This is a genomic window from Bacillus sp. EB106-08-02-XG196, from assembly GCF_013396335.1.
Lineage (GTDB): Bacteria > Bacillota > Bacilli > Bacillales > Cytobacillaceae > Neobacillus.
In genome coordinates this window covers 112,350-126,833 of the sequence record NZ_JABWSY010000005.1, presented here as the reverse complement: position 1 = coordinate 126,833, position 14,484 = coordinate 112,350, and the positions used below count along the sequence as shown (strand labels likewise).

14 protein-coding genes and 1 pseudogene are annotated in these 14,484 nt (G+C 43.0%); 2 read left to right on the top strand and 13 right to left on the bottom strand.

Translation table 11 applies throughout. The annotated features are described in order from the left end of the window. Positions 1-193 precede the first annotated feature (193 nt). The gene (gene pta, locus MLOOGBEN_RS09425) at positions 194-1,168 is read right to left on the bottom strand and encodes a phosphate acetyltransferase (RefSeq protein ID WP_179158004.1); all 975 of its coding nucleotides are present in this window, start codon (positions 1,166-1,168) and stop codon (positions 194-196) included. Positions 1,169-1,403: 235 nt separating this feature from the next. On the opposite strand from pta, the gene hemQ reads away from it, so the two are divergent. Continuing rightward, on the top strand, positions 1,404-2,147 hold the full coding sequence (gene hemQ, locus MLOOGBEN_RS09420; RefSeq protein WP_179158003.1) for a hydrogen peroxide-dependent heme synthase: 744 nt from the start codon (positions 1,404-1,406) through the stop codon (positions 2,145-2,147). A 215-nt stretch (positions 2,148-2,362) separates the two neighbouring features. Then, the gene (gerQ, locus tag MLOOGBEN_RS09415) at positions 2,363-2,827 is read left to right on the top strand and encodes a spore coat protein GerQ (protein WP_179158002.1); all 465 of its coding nucleotides are present in this window, start codon (positions 2,363-2,365) and stop codon (positions 2,825-2,827) included. Between the two features lie 44 nt (positions 2,828-2,871). Here the strand turns inward: gerQ and MLOOGBEN_RS09410 are convergent, their stop codons facing one another. From MLOOGBEN_RS09410 to fdnG, 12 genes and pseudogenes are all read right to left on the bottom strand, one after another. Beyond that, a complete protein-coding gene (locus MLOOGBEN_RS09410; protein WP_179158001.1) occupies positions 2,872-3,243 on the bottom strand; it encodes a DUF423 domain-containing protein in 372 nt (123 codons plus the stop codon). 87 nt (positions 3,244-3,330) lie between these two features. Continuing rightward, the gene (locus tag MLOOGBEN_RS09405) at positions 3,331-3,615 is read right to left on the bottom strand and encodes a YwdI family protein (RefSeq protein ID WP_218781121.1); all 285 of its coding nucleotides are present in this window, start codon (positions 3,613-3,615) and stop codon (positions 3,331-3,333) included. A 143-nt stretch (positions 3,616-3,758) separates the two neighbouring features. Further along, positions 3,759-4,778, bottom strand: a complete 1,020-nt coding sequence (locus MLOOGBEN_RS09400) for a thiazole biosynthesis adenylyltransferase ThiF (RefSeq protein WP_179158000.1) — start codon at positions 4,776-4,778, stop codon at positions 3,759-3,761. Between the two features lie 152 nt (positions 4,779-4,930). After that, positions 4,931-5,164 (bottom strand): molybdopterin converting factor subunit 1, encoded by a 234-nt coding sequence (gene moaD, locus MLOOGBEN_RS09395; RefSeq protein ID WP_179157999.1) that lies wholly within the window; start codon positions 5,162-5,164, stop codon positions 4,931-4,933. Continuing rightward, positions 5,157-5,621, bottom strand: coding sequence for a molybdenum cofactor biosynthesis protein MoaE (locus MLOOGBEN_RS09390; protein ID WP_095247481.1), 465 nt, complete (start codon positions 5,619-5,621; stop codon positions 5,157-5,159). The genes moaD and MLOOGBEN_RS09390 overlap by 8 nt, the downstream gene beginning before the upstream one ends. 13 nt (positions 5,622-5,634) lie before the next feature. After that, entirely contained in the window at positions 5,635-7,557 is a 1,923-nt protein-coding gene (locus tag MLOOGBEN_RS09385) for a molybdopterin biosynthesis protein (RefSeq protein WP_179157998.1), read from the bottom strand. 14 nt (positions 7,558-7,571) lie between these two features. Next, complete coding sequence (locus MLOOGBEN_RS09380; RefSeq protein WP_179157997.1) at positions 7,572-8,804, bottom strand: molybdopterin molybdotransferase MoeA; 1,233 nt, start codon at positions 8,802-8,804, stop codon at positions 7,572-7,574. A 21-nt stretch (positions 8,805-8,825) separates the two neighbouring features. Continuing rightward, positions 8,826-9,422 carry a molybdenum cofactor guanylyltransferase gene (mobA, locus tag MLOOGBEN_RS09375; RefSeq protein WP_179157996.1) on the bottom strand — a complete coding sequence of 199 codons (597 nt, stop codon included), beginning with the start codon at positions 9,420-9,422 and terminating at the stop codon, positions 8,826-8,828. Positions 9,423-9,436: 14 nt separating this feature from the next. Then, a complete protein-coding gene (locus tag MLOOGBEN_RS09370; protein ID WP_179157995.1) occupies positions 9,437-10,243 on the bottom strand; it encodes a formate dehydrogenase accessory protein FdhE in 807 nt (268 codons plus the stop codon). Between the two features lie 258 nt (positions 10,244-10,501). Next, on the bottom strand, positions 10,502-11,248 hold the full coding sequence (locus MLOOGBEN_RS09365) for a formate dehydrogenase subunit gamma (RefSeq protein WP_179157994.1): 747 nt from the start codon (positions 11,246-11,248) through the stop codon (positions 10,502-10,504). Next, positions 11,241-12,071, bottom strand: a complete 831-nt coding sequence (locus tag MLOOGBEN_RS09360; protein ID WP_179157993.1) for a 4Fe-4S dicluster domain-containing protein — start codon at positions 12,069-12,071, stop codon at positions 11,241-11,243. The genes MLOOGBEN_RS09365 and MLOOGBEN_RS09360 overlap by 8 nt, the downstream gene beginning before the upstream one ends. Beyond that, positions 12,071-14,473: pseudogene (gene fdnG / locus MLOOGBEN_RS09355) on the bottom strand (formate dehydrogenase-N subunit alpha); the annotation flags it as partial. The pseudogene fdnG and the gene MLOOGBEN_RS09360, both read right to left, overlap by 1 nt. Positions 14,474-14,484 lie beyond the last annotated feature (11 nt).

Genomic DNA, 14,484 nt, shown 5'->3' with positions numbered 1-14,484 from the left:
TGGATTTTCCATAAAATGTATAAAAGTACAAAACCCCTCTAAAAAAGTCCAAATGCCACCCAAAAAGGTCCATAACCTATTGAAAATAGTCCAAACATCCCTCAAAAAAGTCCATAACCCTACAAAAATAGTCCATAACGCAAAAACCCACCATCAGAAAAGCCAGCCCACCCCCGGACTGGCTCCAAAAACACTATTTTATTCCCTGCGCCGCCGTGATTAATGCCAATTTATAGACATCTTCTTCATTACAGCCGCGTGATAGGTCATTCACAGGTTTGTTTAACCCTTGAAGAATCGGACCAACTGCTTCGAACCCGCCTAAACGCTGGGCAATTTTGTAGCCGATGTTACCAGCTTCGAGGCTTGGGAAAATAAATACGTTCGCGTCCCCTTGAAGCGGTGAATCTGGTGCTTTCTTTTTCGCCACAGATGGCACAAATGCCGCATCAAATTGGAACTCGCCATCGATTACCAATGATGGCTCACGTCGCTTAGCTTCTTCAACTGCCCCTGATACTCTCCCTGTTTCTGAAGACTTCGCTGAACCCTTTGTAGAAAAGCTAAGCATCGCAATCCGTGGTTCCATATCAAACATATTTGCTGTTTTCGCACTTTCTACCGCAATTTCCGCTAAATCATTGCTGTCGGGAGCAATATTGATGGCGCAATCGGCAAATACATATTTCTCATCCTCACGAACCATGATGAAGACGCCAGACGTTTTCTTCACGCCTTCTTTTGTTTTAATAATTTGCAGCGCAGGGCGGACCGTATCGGCTGTAGAGTGCGCCGCGCCGCTAACCAATCCGTCTGCTTTATTCAAGTACACCAACATGGTGCCGAAGTAATTTTCATCTAATAAAATCTTACGCGCATCTTCTTCCGTTGCTTTTCCTTTACGGCGCTCCACAAACGCTGCCACAAGCTCGTCCATGGCTGCATAACTTGCTGGGTCATAAATTTCCGCTGCCTCTAAGGAAACACCAAGCTCCTTGGCCTTAGCCTGAACCTGTTCGATATTTCCAACCAAAATAGGAGTTAGTCGCTTTTCCTCCGCAAGTCTGCTGGCTGCTCTGACAATTCGCTCATCCAAGCCTTCAGGAAAAACGATTCTCATATCACGGCCTGATAATTTTTGTTTTAAACCTTCAAATAAATCTGCCACATTAAATCCTCCCTAAATACATCTACTACTTTTAGCATACTTTACCTGTTGAAAATTTCAACTTAGGCAGCGTTTTCACTCAAATGTTCTTATTTTCAAAAAACTCCACACTATCCTTTACTATTTACCTCTTTTCATAAAATTATCCATGGAGGTTTATTCGAGCGTGTCTTGGTCAAACTATGATATAGTAAAGATTGTAAATAAGAAGAATGATTATTTAGGAGTGATTATAATGAGTGAAGCAGCTCAAACGCTTGATGGCTGGTATTGTTTGCATGATTTCCGTACGGTTGATTGGACGACTTGGAAAATGCTTTCAAGTGATGAACGTCAATCGGCGATTCACGAGTTTTTAAGTCTAGTTGAAAAGTGGAATCACACGCAAGAACGGAACGAAGGCAGCCATGCTTTATATACGGTTGTTGGTCAAAAAGCTGATTTTATGATGATGATTTTACGCCCGACAATGGCAGAACTAAACGAAATTGAAACAGAATTTAATAAAACAAAATTAGCTGAATTTACAATTCCAGCACATTCTTATGTATCCGTTGTTGAACTAAGCAACTATTTGCCTGCTGGTGAGGATCCATACCAAAACCCGCAAATTCTTGCTCGTCTTTACCCTAAGCTTCCTAAAACTGCGCATGTTTGTTTCTATCCAATGGACAAACGCCGTCAGGGAAATGATAACTGGTACATGCTGCCGATGGAAGAGCGCCGCAATATGATGCGCAGCCACGGTATGATTGGCCGTACATATGCAGGAAAAGTAAAGCAAATCATTACCGGTTCAGTCGGCTTTGACGACTACGAATGGGGCGTAACGCTTTTTGCTGAAGATGTTCTTCAATTTAAAAAGCTTATTTATGAAATGCGTTTTGATGAAGTAAGTGCACGTTACGGTGAATTTGGTGCTTTCTTTGTTGGCAATTTGTTAGAAGAGGAAAGAGTATCTCGATTCTTACATGTTTAATCTAGAAAGTTCTCAGCATAGGCTGAGGACTTTTTTGTATTTTCGTTATGTCATATTTCCCCTTTCCTCCTCATACTAATAAAACAGCGAGTCTTAAGTTTTTGCTCCGAATCATCTCACAAACGGGACTATCCCGATTGTCACCATTTAGGCTTCTGGGAGTATGAATAGAATGTTGGTACAAAAGGGTTAGTCATTTTTTAGGAGGGGAAAAGATGAATCAGTATTATAATCAACAAGGGTATCAGCCCTATCAAGCTAGACAGGGAGCCGCAACTCCATATCAAGGGCAGGGATTTTTTCCTGGCGGGCAACAGCAAGGATTTCCGCAGTTCCCACAACAAGGAGTTCCATCGGGGCCACCTGCAGGAGCTCCACAGCCTCAGGGAATGCTGCCAGTTGAACAATCGTACATCGAAAATATTTTGCGATTAAACAAAGGGAAGTTAGCCACCGTTTATGCAACCTTTGAGGGCAACAATCAATGGAATGCCAAGAAATTTGTTGGAATTATTGAAGCTGCCGGAAGAGACCATGTTATTTTAAGTGACCCGCAGGTTGGTACCCGTTTCCTTATCCCAATGGTGCCGATTGACTACATTACGTTTGATGAAGAAATTGAATATGAGTATCCTTTTGGAGCCGGAGCAGCTGCTTTAGGTACTTATTCCCCAAGATAATAACAAAAGGCATTGGAAGCCAAGTCCAATGCCTTTTTACTATTTTACAAATCTTTAACGGTACCGATAATCATCAGAACCCAGCCTGCTAAGAAGCATACTCCGCCAAGCGGCGTGATCGCCCCCAGCACTCCTACCTTCGTCAAGCTTAAAACATAAAGACTGCCGCTGAAAAGAATGATTCCGATAAAAAATAACCAGCCGGACCATGTAAAGAAGGAACTGACTTCAACTTTTCCTAGAAGCAGTCCAATTACTAACAGCCCTGTTGCGTGAAACATTTGATAGGTGACACCTGTTTTCCAAATTTCCAGGTAATGAGGATCTAATCTATCCTTAAGTCCGTGTGCACCAAAGGCTCCAAGTGCTACAGCTAAAAAGGCATTAATCGCTCCAATTATTATAAAAGTTTTCATGTTTTCCCCGCTTTCTTTGTCTAGCTTCAGCGCCTAGGAAAAATTGAACTGCATTTTTCCCTGTGCAAGGTGCTTCCGCCTTTCAAGTTAAAAATCAAATAACGAATCTCCGTTTGCTTCGTCTTCCATTTCTAGTTTTTTTGGTTGATTTAGTGATACTGGCTGCTGAACCGCTGGCTGCACCATTACTGGTTGGTACGCAGCTTTTAACGGTAATTCTTGCTGGGCCTGCTTTTCATCTAGTATCAATTCGCATAATATTTTAATAGAGTACACCTTTTCCCGCAAGTTTTCTTGCTTCGTGCTGTTTTTCGCCAGTTTTAATTCCTCTTCTATTTTCCTTAGTAATTTATCTACTGAAATATCCACCATTTATTAACTCCTCTATTTCAATCTCTATATCATCATACCAAATTCCTCTATCAATTAGAAATTCGACACCTTTCATTGTTTCACGTGAAACATGTTAGGTTTTGTCAAAAAAATAAGAACCCGCACCATAAAGGTACGAGTTCTTAGCCCAATATTCTCTGGTAAATAGATTTTGCATGTGTAAGATCTTTCGTTCCATGAATGAGGGCACGGCCGTCGTTAAAGATAACCATCCGCTCACTTCCCATTTCTACTGATAAAAGATAGGGGTTCCCTTTTACGATATATCCTAGCGTACTAAGCTGTTCTGCCAGCTTCTCTAGCGATATTTCACCTTTAGCAGATGGGCGAACTTGTACCGTATCCCTTCCACATAGAACAGTGGTTTTTGTCCTATTTTCCTGGTCGAGATAAGGGTAAGTCCTCTCCTCGCCACACGATAAACATCCTGCAAATTTGGCTTTTCCCATTTTCAAACTTGTATATTGATTCCGCCATAAGTCAAAGCTGACAAACGAAGTTCGAACCGCATCCCAGTCCTCGACGAGCATTTTGAGCGCTTCGGCACTTTGATGTGCAATGACCATCTGGACAGCCGGCGAGATAATTCCACCGGTGTCACACGTTAATCCCTGCATCGGGATTGTCCGTAACAAACAGTTTAGGCACGGGGTTTTCCCAGGAATAATCGAAAAACTCATCCCATAACTGCCGACACACGCCCCGTAGATCCACGGTATCTGATACTTTTGTGAAACATCATTCATGACCATCCGCGTTTCAAAATTATCGGTAGCATCCATGATGATATCTACATCCTTCACCAAATCCTCGAGCATCGCTGGAGTGGCATCGCCGATGATAGCATTTATTTCAATATCCGAATTGATTGCCTTAAGCCGTTTTTCAGCGGCAGCAGCCTTCGGAAGTTTCTCCGCCACATCCTCCTCGGTATAAAGCTGCTGGCGCTGCAGATTACTTGATTCGATATAATCTCTATCAATAATTGTCAACCTGCCAACGCCTGCCCGAGTGAGGATCTCTGCATTCCCAGAACCAAGCGCTCCCGCACCGATCATCAATACATGCTTCGAGCGGATTTTAGCTTGCCCCTCTTTTCCGATCCCTGGAAAGAGGACCTGTCGTGAATATCGTTCGTTCATTCTGCTTCCCCTTCCGAGAGTGAATCTCGCTTATCCGAGAGTAATTTCTGCCATCCGAGAGTTATTCCCGCTCATCCGAGAGTTATTCCCGCTATCCGAGAGTAACCCTCGCTCATCCGAGAGTAAATCCCTATTTAGGGCCTTTTCTCTGATCAGCCTCCGCTTACTGGCGGGATAAAAGCGATTTCATCTCCGTCTTGAATCACTTCATCGTCCTGGGCAAATTCTTCGTTAACGGCCGTCATAACCGTATCCAATTTAGGAAGATTGTAGATTGCCGCCAATTCTGCTTTCAATTCAGCAACACTTTTACCTGTCGCATCTAATCGAAGAAACTCTTCGCCAACTGCGTCTCGCAAATGAGCGAAAAACATTACTTTATTCATTCAAATCGTCCTCCTCAGGTTTGCCGCTTGGATATGCAACTGTTTCAAGCTGGTTGCCCATCCACTCTTCGCCATCTTCCCAATGCTCTTTTTTCCAAATCGGGACAATTTCTTTGATCCTCTCAATCGCATAACGATTGGCATCGTAAGCATCGGCACGGTGTGGAGTGGAAACAGCGATGACAACGGCGATATCCGTGATATCAAGACGGCCGACACGATGGGTAATGGCGACCTGAGAACCTTCCCAGCGCTCTTCAATCTCCCTGCCGATTTGCTCAAGCTTTTTCACAGCCATGGCTTCATACGCATCGTAAATTAAGAATAGTGTCTTTTTCCCTTTTGTTAATTCACGAACGGTTCCAATAAAAGTAGTGATCGCTCCAGCATTGCGCTGAACGACCTTATCAATGACCGATTGGATATCAATCGGTTCTTTTGAAATTTGAAAGTTCATTTTCTCCACCTCTTCAGACCAAATTCTTTGGCTTTGCCTTTTCCACTACTTCATATCCGCCAATCTTTTCGACCTGCTCTTTAAATGACGGGGATTGGATAATGTCGATTAATAATTTGCAGCTTTCACTTTCATAAAAGCTTCTTGTCATCAATAAATCATATTCTTCGTCACCAACGGGAATAAAATCCAAGTCCATGGCCTTTGCGGCTGGATAAATCCCTAGCCCCGCTCCATGACCATCCCCATTTACTTCAGCTGCAACAGCTAAGTGTGAGAACATTTCACGATCATATCCGGTAATCTCTTCAGAAGAAATCCCGTTTTCCTTAAGAAGCATGTCAAGGAGAATCCTTGTTCCTGCCCCTTTTTGACGGTTAACAAAGTTCGCTTTTTTCTCAGCGATATCTATCAGTGTTTCAATCCCCAGCGGATTTCCCTTTGGTAAAATCCATCCTTGCTTTCTTTTTAAAAATGGATAGAGGACAACATCCACACCAGCTAGCATTTTCTTAACATATGAGTTATTATATTGCTTTGTATTCGGATCAAGCAAATGAATGCCCGCTACATGGGCCTCGCCTTTTCGAATTGCCATAATACCAGCCATACTGCCGACATGGGCTGAAACAATCTTCATGTCTGCACGGACTCTTTTCACCTGTGAGGATAAAAGATCAATGGTCAAATCGTGGCTGCCACAAAACATAATGGCATTTTTGATTTCCTCAAGCGGCCTTAAAAGCTCGACTTCAGCAAAATCACCTTGTTCATAGCCAATGACGTTGGCTGGCACGACAAGAAGGCCATCTGCTCTCACATAGGACATCGTTACCCCCGCCGCTCTTGTCAGCGGATTTGCAACAAATTGTCCATTCACATAGCCGATATTCATTCGTACAAAATCCTCGGCTCCCATACCTGAAACGATACGGCGGCCAAGCTTGACGGTAACCGTCTGCCTTTTTGGCTCAGGGATTTGTAAATACTTGCAAATAAGCGGCCGGACAAACCATTCTAAGGACAAATAGGCGGAGACAGGATATCCTGGAACACCTACGACAATCTTTTCATTTATTTTCCCTAAAATCACGGGCTTCCCAGGTCTTGCGGCCACACCATGGGTGAATACGGTTCCAATTTCGGCGATGATATGAACGGTATAATCCTTTGAACCTGCTGAGGATCCAGCATTAATGACAATAATATCCGAAGTCTCTGCTGCTTCAAGCAATACAGACTTGATCATTTCAGGGTCGTCCTTCACAATCCGATGAAGTCTCGGCTCCCCGCCCCAATCCTTTACAAAGTTCGCAAATACCGTTCCATTAAATTCAATAATATTTCCTGAAGAAAGTACGCTATCCGCCTCGACTAGCTCATTACCAGTCGGAATGATGGTGACAACTGGCTTTTTCGCAACCGGAATCTGAAGCTGCTGTGATGCTAACAGAACGCCCAAATCCGCTGGTCTTAGTATATGTCCCTGCGGGAAAAGCATTTCCTCCTGTACAATATCCTCGCCAATCGGGCGGATATGCTGCCATGGTGTTGCGGGCTCAATAATTTCAACATTTTCTTCATCGATCATATCGACATGTTCAATCATGATTACCGCATTAAATGGAGCTGGAATTGCATTTCCTGTATCCACTATAGCAAAATCAATTCCCAGCTTAAGCTGAAGTGGATTTTGCTCATGGGCGGTATACGTTTTTTCAGCGATTACCGCAATTCCATCCATGGCAGATGCATGGTAATGAGGCATTGACACATTGGCAAAAATCGGCTCAGCCGTTACACGGCCAAGGGCATCACTTATTGGAATCATTTCTACTTCAAGGGGCAGAGAAAAGTTCTCAAGAATTTCTGTTTTCGCTTCCGATCGGGGTTTGTCCTCTAAATATATTTTCCGTTTATAGCGTTTCTGGTCCATCTATTTTATCCCCCTCATCGTGTTGCAATCACAGGTACATAATCCCCCTGTGAAATACCCTCTTTTTCTGAACTAATCTCAACAATTCCATCGCTTTTTACCAACGTCGTAATTAAACCTGATTTCCCGATAATCGGCTCCGCCCACCATTCTCCTTCTTTCTCCATCAAACGAACACGAATATAATCGGAACGCCCTGGTGCAGAAGGAATATTCTTGGTAATCCGGGCAAAAATCCGATCAGGCTTCTTATCAATTTTTTCACCTTTTAACTTTTGAATAATCTTTTCGCCAAACAGCATGAAAATAATCATCGCTGAGGCTGGATGACCCGGCAGGCCGAGGACCGGTTTTCCATTCGCCATTGCAAGAATCGTAGGTTTCCCTGGTTTGATAGATATGCCATGCACGAACACACCTGGTGAACCTAGGGACTGAATCACATCGGTTGTGTAGTCCTTTGCTCCGACCGAACTTCCCCCTGAGAGAATTAAGCAGTCCACTTCATTATATAAAGCCTGTGCTTTTTGCTGAAACTCCTGATAGTCATCCTTCACAATTCCACCGTACACAACCTCAACATTCCATTTTTTTGCGAGCCCGGAAATCGTCAAATAGTTAATATCACGGATTTGTCCTTCTGAAAGTTTTTCTGTTTGATAGGGAACAATTTCATCACCCGATGATAGATACCCGACCTTAAGCTTACGATAAACACTTACATGGCTAATACCCAGTGAGGCAATCGCACCTAACTCCTGAGGTCTGAGCATCGTCCCCTCTGGAAGGAGAATTTCCCCTTCACGGATATCCTCACCTGCACGAATAATATTTTCACCAGGTGCTACCGACTTATAGGTGTTTAATAGTCCGTCATGATCTTCACAATGTTCAATCATAATCACGCTGTCACTTCCTGGAGGAATCATCCCGCCTGTTGGAACATAGACGGCTTCCCCTTGACCGACAGGGCGCGAAGCAGATTCTCCCATTGCAACTTCTCCCACCACCGTTAAAAACCCCGGCATGGAATCAGAAGATCCATAAGTGTCCTTTGCTTTCACAGCATAGCCATCCACGGTTGAGCGGTCAAAGCCAGGGACATTTTCCTTCGCGGTGACAGGCACCGCCAATATATATTGAAGAGCCTCTTCTAGAGAGCGTTCTTCGGCAGCTTTTATCGCTGGGATTTTTTCTTCTATCATTGCAAACGTTTCTTCAACTGTTTTTACTTTGAAAAATTGCACTGTGCCTTACATCCTTCCTGCCTAATCAGCTTCCAGCCATTTTTTTGCGTCCTCATACTCATGGGGATGATTCATATTGAAAAAAACTCGCTCCATATCGATGTTGGTATAGGCTTGCAGTTCTTTTTCCGTTACATAAAGGACATTTAAATGATCAAGCAGATGTTTGATTGGAAGACGTCCATTTTCAATACATTCTTCAATTTTCGTTACACACTTCTTTTGAAAAACCGCACATAAAGTTTGCATTTTTCCATTAATAACGGGAACTAAGGCATCGTGATGGTCAATCATATTCACAAGGGTAGCAGCAAGTTCTCCGGACATAAATGGCATGTCGCACGCTACTATGAAATTCACATCATATTCCGAAGCACGTAAGCCGGCATGAAAACCTGCAAGCGGTCCTTTTCCAGGATAGTGATCGGACACCATCTTCACTCCTAAAAACTGATAGGACTCCCTATCATTGGTGACAAGAATGATATCATCAAAATAGATTTTAAGAATATCAACCATTCTTTCGATTGTCGTCTTCTCGTTTAGTTTAAGGAGCGCCTTGTTTGTGCCCATCCTGCTCGATTTCCCGCCTGATAAAATAATTGCCGCAGCTTTCATGAAAAAGCACCTTCTTAATTGGTTTCTTTAATTTCGCCCACCGCTTGATATCCTTGCTCCTGGGCTACAAAATCAAGATGAATCGTATTTAGGTCCAGCATGGCAGCTGAAGGCTTGCTGAGATATTGTCTTGTATCTATCACTTTAATATATCCTGTACACTTTTCGCAAACCTGAATTTGTGAGGCTGCGTCCCCTTCAATGGTGATAAACTGAATGGTGTTATGGTCATCATTGCCGCAGTGCGCACATTCAACACGCTTTGCATTCCAATGTGCAAGGCAGCGCGGACATGTCATTACCTTTTTTCCTTCATCTTCTAGAACGGCAAGCCGAGCTGGTTCACCGCAAACGGGACAGCCTGCATAAGGAACAGCATGAGTGATTTCGTGCTGGATTTTCTCTGCTGTTAGCTGTAGGTAAGGTCTTAGTGCCGTTTCAGCAAGAAATTGTGGAATCCACTCCTCAAGTCCATTTTCTTCGGCAAAACTAGCAAAATAAATTCTATTAAAAGAAAAGGCTTCATCGATCCAGCGAATCACAGTTTCTTCGTTTAATAGAGCACTAATCCCAGCAAGCTTTGTTTCAAGCTCAGGATTCATCTTAATTAATAGTGCGTTTATCTCCTCTATCCACTGTAAGAATAGTGGAATTTCGAAATTAATAGACGTTAATGCAGCCGCTGGCACTCCTGCTGACATCGCTGCCTTATCAAGGTTTGGAATAATGGATTCAGGATTGATACTCTTCTTCCAATTCTCTTGAAGGGTTAAAATATCCTTCTGTAAATTCTGATATTCTTTCGAAACAGATTTTTTCATCGTGTGCACCTCTTCCTTTTTTTGGGGCTGTGTTAAATTGGGCTGTTGATTTGCGCTTCAGTCGCTTCGCTTTCCGCAGGCGGTTCGGGAAGCCTCCTCGGCGCTAAAGCGCCTGCGGGGTCTCCCCTGTCCCGTCCTCCTGCAGGAGTCTCGCGCCTTCCTCACAAATCAACAGAGTTCTAAAATAGTTACCTTTAACACAGCAATTTTTTAAATAAAGGCTGTCCTGTAAGAGACAGCCTTTATTTCTATAAATTATTAAGCACCTTTTTTCTTTTTCTTGTTATGACCAGTGGTTGGACTTGGACTTGTTGGTTTATGCGGGTCGTCTAGTTTAGGGAAGTTGCCTTTTGCGACTTCTTCGTCATACCAGTCTGGATAGTGTTCTTGTGCCCACCATGCAGGTACTTCACCTGTGATAACTCCGGTATATCCTGGTTTAGAGTTTTTGTGTATAACAGATAGATAGACGTGTCCGACTACTACCGCAATAGCTAGACCGAAACCGACGTTGTGTAACAAATATCCCCATTGAACGAAAGCTCTTGGGAAGAATTCAGGGAACCACATTGGGATACCTGATCCAATGATTAAAATGGCAGTGAAGATTTGAATAATTGAGTTAATCTTTTCACCTGCGTTAAAAAACGTTTGTCTAATGTGTTTAAAATTAAATCCGAACAGCTCTTTTACGAATTCAGTAAAGAACTCAAGGTCACGTTTTTTCCACGTAACTAGTTCCTTCATCCATAGCTTAAAGCCTTTGAAGTCAAAAATTACCCAGATAAACGTTGGTGTTACAAACGCAACGGCAAAGATTCGGTGAAGGAGACGAGCCCCTTCCGGTCCGCCAAGAACTGGATACAGCCAGTCAAAAAACTCCGTATACATTGGCAAAGCCGTGATATAGAGGGCGAAGAATGAAATCGCGTTAACAGCATGCGCCCAAACAAATGCCTTCGAAAAACGTCTTACTTTTACTATCGACTTTTGAGGTTTACTCATGGCTGTCACCTCCGTCTTCGTTTTTACCATTCTTTTTCTTGCTAATGATGGTATTGGTAATAAAAGCACCGACAACCGCCATCGTGGTTGCACCAATCATCATTTTACCAATTGGCTGTGCATAGTCTTTCCAAATCACAGCAGATGTTGGAACCTTAGGGTTTTCAGGCAAACCGTAAACGGATGGTTTTTCTGCAAGTACATAAACCGTATGCGTTCCACCCACACCTTGTGGATTATAAACCATTGCGTTTGGATAACGGTCTTTGATTTCGCTAACACGCTTTTCTGCTTTTGCAATCATCTCATCTTTGTTTCCAAACTCCATTGCCCCTGTGTGACAAGTTGTTACGCAGGCAGGCTGTAAGCCTTCTTCAAGACGATCTGTACACATGGTACATTTATGAGCTTTTCTGTATTTGTCACCATTTTTATCAACATATTCCTTAAGGGAAATGACTTCAAATGGACAGTTATTGACGCAGTATCCACAGCCTACACATTTCTCATGATCAATGACAACTGTACCAAAATCAGTGTAGCTGATTGCATTTTCCGGGCAAACCTTTTCACAGGCAGCATCCGTACAGTGGAAGCATGCAGAGTGACGGAATAGATAGTCAAGTTTTCCTTTTGAATCTTCATGCTCGATATATTGCAATACATTCCATGTATCTGCTGTTGTTTTCGCATGTGACTGCGCGCTTCCTAGAAAGTCCTGTTGTTCAGCCGGAAGGTCATTCCAGTTCTTGCAGGCAACCATACAGGCACGACAGCCGTCACACTTGGTCACATCAACAAATTTCACATATTCAGTAGCCATTAGTCAGCCCTCCTTACGTCACAGAGGAATGCCTTATATTCTGGAATGGTTGTATTGGCATCCCCGATATGAGGCGTCAGGCGATTTGCTGTATCCCCAGTTGCGATTCCTTTATATCCAAAATGCCATGGCATTCCGATTTGATGAACATTTTTGCCATTGATTTTATGAGGCTTAAAGCGTTTCGTCACCATTGCGAAGGCTTTTACCTCACCACGGGCTGAGCTGACAATGATTTTATCTTTGTTTTTAATGCCCTTTTCCTTAGCTAACTCTTCACTCATTTCGATGTACATATGTGGAACAAGCTCTGATAACCATTCTTGGTTACGTGTCATGGAACCGGACTGCCAGTGCTCACTTACACGATACGTTGTAGCCACGATTGGGAAGTCCGCTTTAAAGCCGCGCTTATTAAATTCCCCATCAAATAATTGAATCGCTGGGTTAATTTCCTGCTTTGAGAACGGATTTGGAATTGGACTTTCAAATGGTTCATAGTGTTCAGGGAATGGACCATCATTTAATGTTGGTGCATATAACCCGCCTACTCCATCAGCCATCATGATAAACGGTGATGTAAATCCAGGTTCTCCTGGCTTCTTAATGGCGACAAAATCTGGTACATCATGTCCAACCCACTTACCTTGAACAGCATCAAACCATATTACTTCTTTGTCCTTGCTCCATGGCTTACCGTTTAGATCTGCTGCACAGCGGTTGTATAGAATACGACGGTTCATCGGCCAAGCATAAGACCAGTTTAGGTAGTTGCTCATTCCCGTGTCTTTGTTATCACGGTTTTTAGAACGATTCTTGCCTTCCTCTGGGTAGAAGCCGCAATAGATCCAGTTACCGGAGCATGTTGAGCCATCATCTTTCAGATTACCAAAACCGGCAATTAATTTTCCTGTATTCACATCATAGCCATTGATTTCTTTCGCTACTAGATCGATATCAGGATGATGTCCTGTGCCGTAGTTCCAATATAATGCATTGATTGGTGCTGCAGCAGGGCCTGCTTCATTTTTATAAAGAGCTTTAATTCTTGTAGTCAGCTCATGAATGATTTCTAAGTCTGCTTTTGACTCTCCTAATGGCTTAATTGCCTGCCAGCGGTACTGCATCCAGCGGGAGCTGTTTGAAATACTTCCTTCCTTTTCATAAGAAGAACATGCTGGTAAAAGGAATACTTCTGTATTGACCTTAGATGGGTCACTGCCTGCTTCTTTCTGCCAGAACGATGCCGATTCTGTTTCCCAAAGGTCAACAGCCACTAACCATTTCAGGTTGCCAAGTGCTTCTTTTTCCTTGCCCGCATTTGGTCCGCCGACGACTGGGTTTGTTCCAAATAGGAACGCACCTTCCAGCGTGCCATCATACATAGCTTTAAAAAGGTTAATGTGTGAGTAGTTCTTGTTTCCTTTTGGCAGGTATTGATAGCCAAATTCATTGTTTGCTGTAGCATTTGGTCCATACCATGCTTTCAATAAGCTGACGATGAACTTCGGCTTGTTGCTCCAATAACCTGTTTTTGGTGTTTCTTTTTCCATATGGCCTTTAAGTGTTGCATTCTCTGGAACCTTTGAGGTTGGTGAATTTAGATAGCCTGTTAGGTTTCCATAAAGCAGACCAAAGTCTGTAGAACCTTGTACGTTAGATTCACCGCGCATTGCGTTTACGCCGCCGCCAGGCAGACCAATATTACCTAAAAGAAGCTGAAGCATTGCATATGCACGTACATTTTGTGTTCCAACTGTGTGCTGGGTTGTACCCATTGCATACATGATTGTTCCAGATTTTCCAACCTGACCAGTTGCACAGAACGTTTCACAAACCTTTACGTAATCTTCCTTAGCTGTACCCGTTACTGCTGTTACTGTATCGACATCATAACGTGAGTAATGCTTCTTCATTAATTGGAAAACACAGCGAGGATCCTGTAACGTCATATCTTTTACAGGTGTTCCATCTTCGTTCTTTTCCCATGCCCATTTTGTTTTATCATAAGCGCGTTTTGCTTCGTCATAGCCAGAGAACAAGCCATCTTCAAAACTATAAGTATCTTTTACTATAAAGCTTGCGTTTGTATAGTTAACAACATACTCTTTGTGAATTAAATCATGATCAAGCGCGTATTTAATCATTCCCCCAATAAACGGAATATCCGTTCCAGAACGAAGCGGTGCATACACATCAGCCATAGAAGATGTTCTTGTATAACGCGGGTCAACCGAGACAATTTTACCGCCTTTATCCTTTGCTTTTTGCAGCCATCTAAAGCTGATTGGATGGTTTTCAGCAGGGTTTGCGCCAATGATTAATGCACAATCAGTATACTGCAGATCATTCCAATGGTTAGTCATTGCTCCACGACCATATGAAGGTGCCAGACCGGCAACCGTAGAACTAT

Excerpts from the sequence above, each read along its gene's own strand:
- hemQ (WP_179158003.1), top strand. The coding sequence starts at position 1,404 with ATGAGTGAAGCAGCTCAAACGCTTGATGGCTGGTATTGTTTGCATGAT.
- gerQ (WP_179158002.1), top strand. The coding sequence starts at position 2,363 with ATGAATCAGTATTATAATCAACAAGGGTATCAGCCCTATCAAGCTAGA.
- MLOOGBEN_RS09410 (WP_179158001.1), bottom strand. The coding sequence starts at position 3,243 with ATGAAAACTTTTATAATAATTGGAGCGATTAATGCCTTTTTAGCTGTA.
- MLOOGBEN_RS09405 (WP_218781121.1), bottom strand. The coding sequence starts at position 3,615 with ATGGTGGATATTTCAGTAGATAAATTACTAAGGAAAATAGAAGAGGAA.
- MLOOGBEN_RS09400 (WP_179158000.1), bottom strand. The coding sequence starts at position 4,778 with ATGAACGAACGATATTCACGACAGGTCCTCTTTCCAGGGATCGGAAAA.
- moaD (WP_179157999.1), bottom strand. The coding sequence starts at position 5,164 with ATGAATAAAGTAATGTTTTTCGCTCATTTGCGAGACGCAGTTGGCGAA.
- MLOOGBEN_RS09390 (WP_095247481.1), bottom strand. The coding sequence starts at position 5,621 with ATGAACTTTCAAATTTCAAAAGAACCGATTGATATCCAATCGGTCATT.
- MLOOGBEN_RS09385 (WP_179157998.1), bottom strand. The coding sequence starts at position 7,557 with ATGGACCAGAAACGCTATAAACGGAAAATATATTTAGAGGACAAACCC.
- mobA (WP_179157996.1), bottom strand. The coding sequence starts at position 9,422 with ATGAAAGCTGCGGCAATTATTTTATCAGGCGGGAAATCGAGCAGGATG.
- MLOOGBEN_RS09370 (WP_179157995.1), bottom strand. The coding sequence starts at position 10,243 with ATGAAAAAATCTGTTTCGAAAGAATATCAGAATTTACAGAAGGATATT.
- MLOOGBEN_RS09365 (WP_179157994.1), bottom strand. The coding sequence starts at position 11,248 with ATGAGTAAACCTCAAAAGTCGATAGTAAAAGTAAGACGTTTTTCGAAG.
- MLOOGBEN_RS09360 (WP_179157993.1), bottom strand. The coding sequence starts at position 12,071 with ATGGCTACTGAATATGTGAAATTTGTTGATGTGACCAAGTGTGACGGC.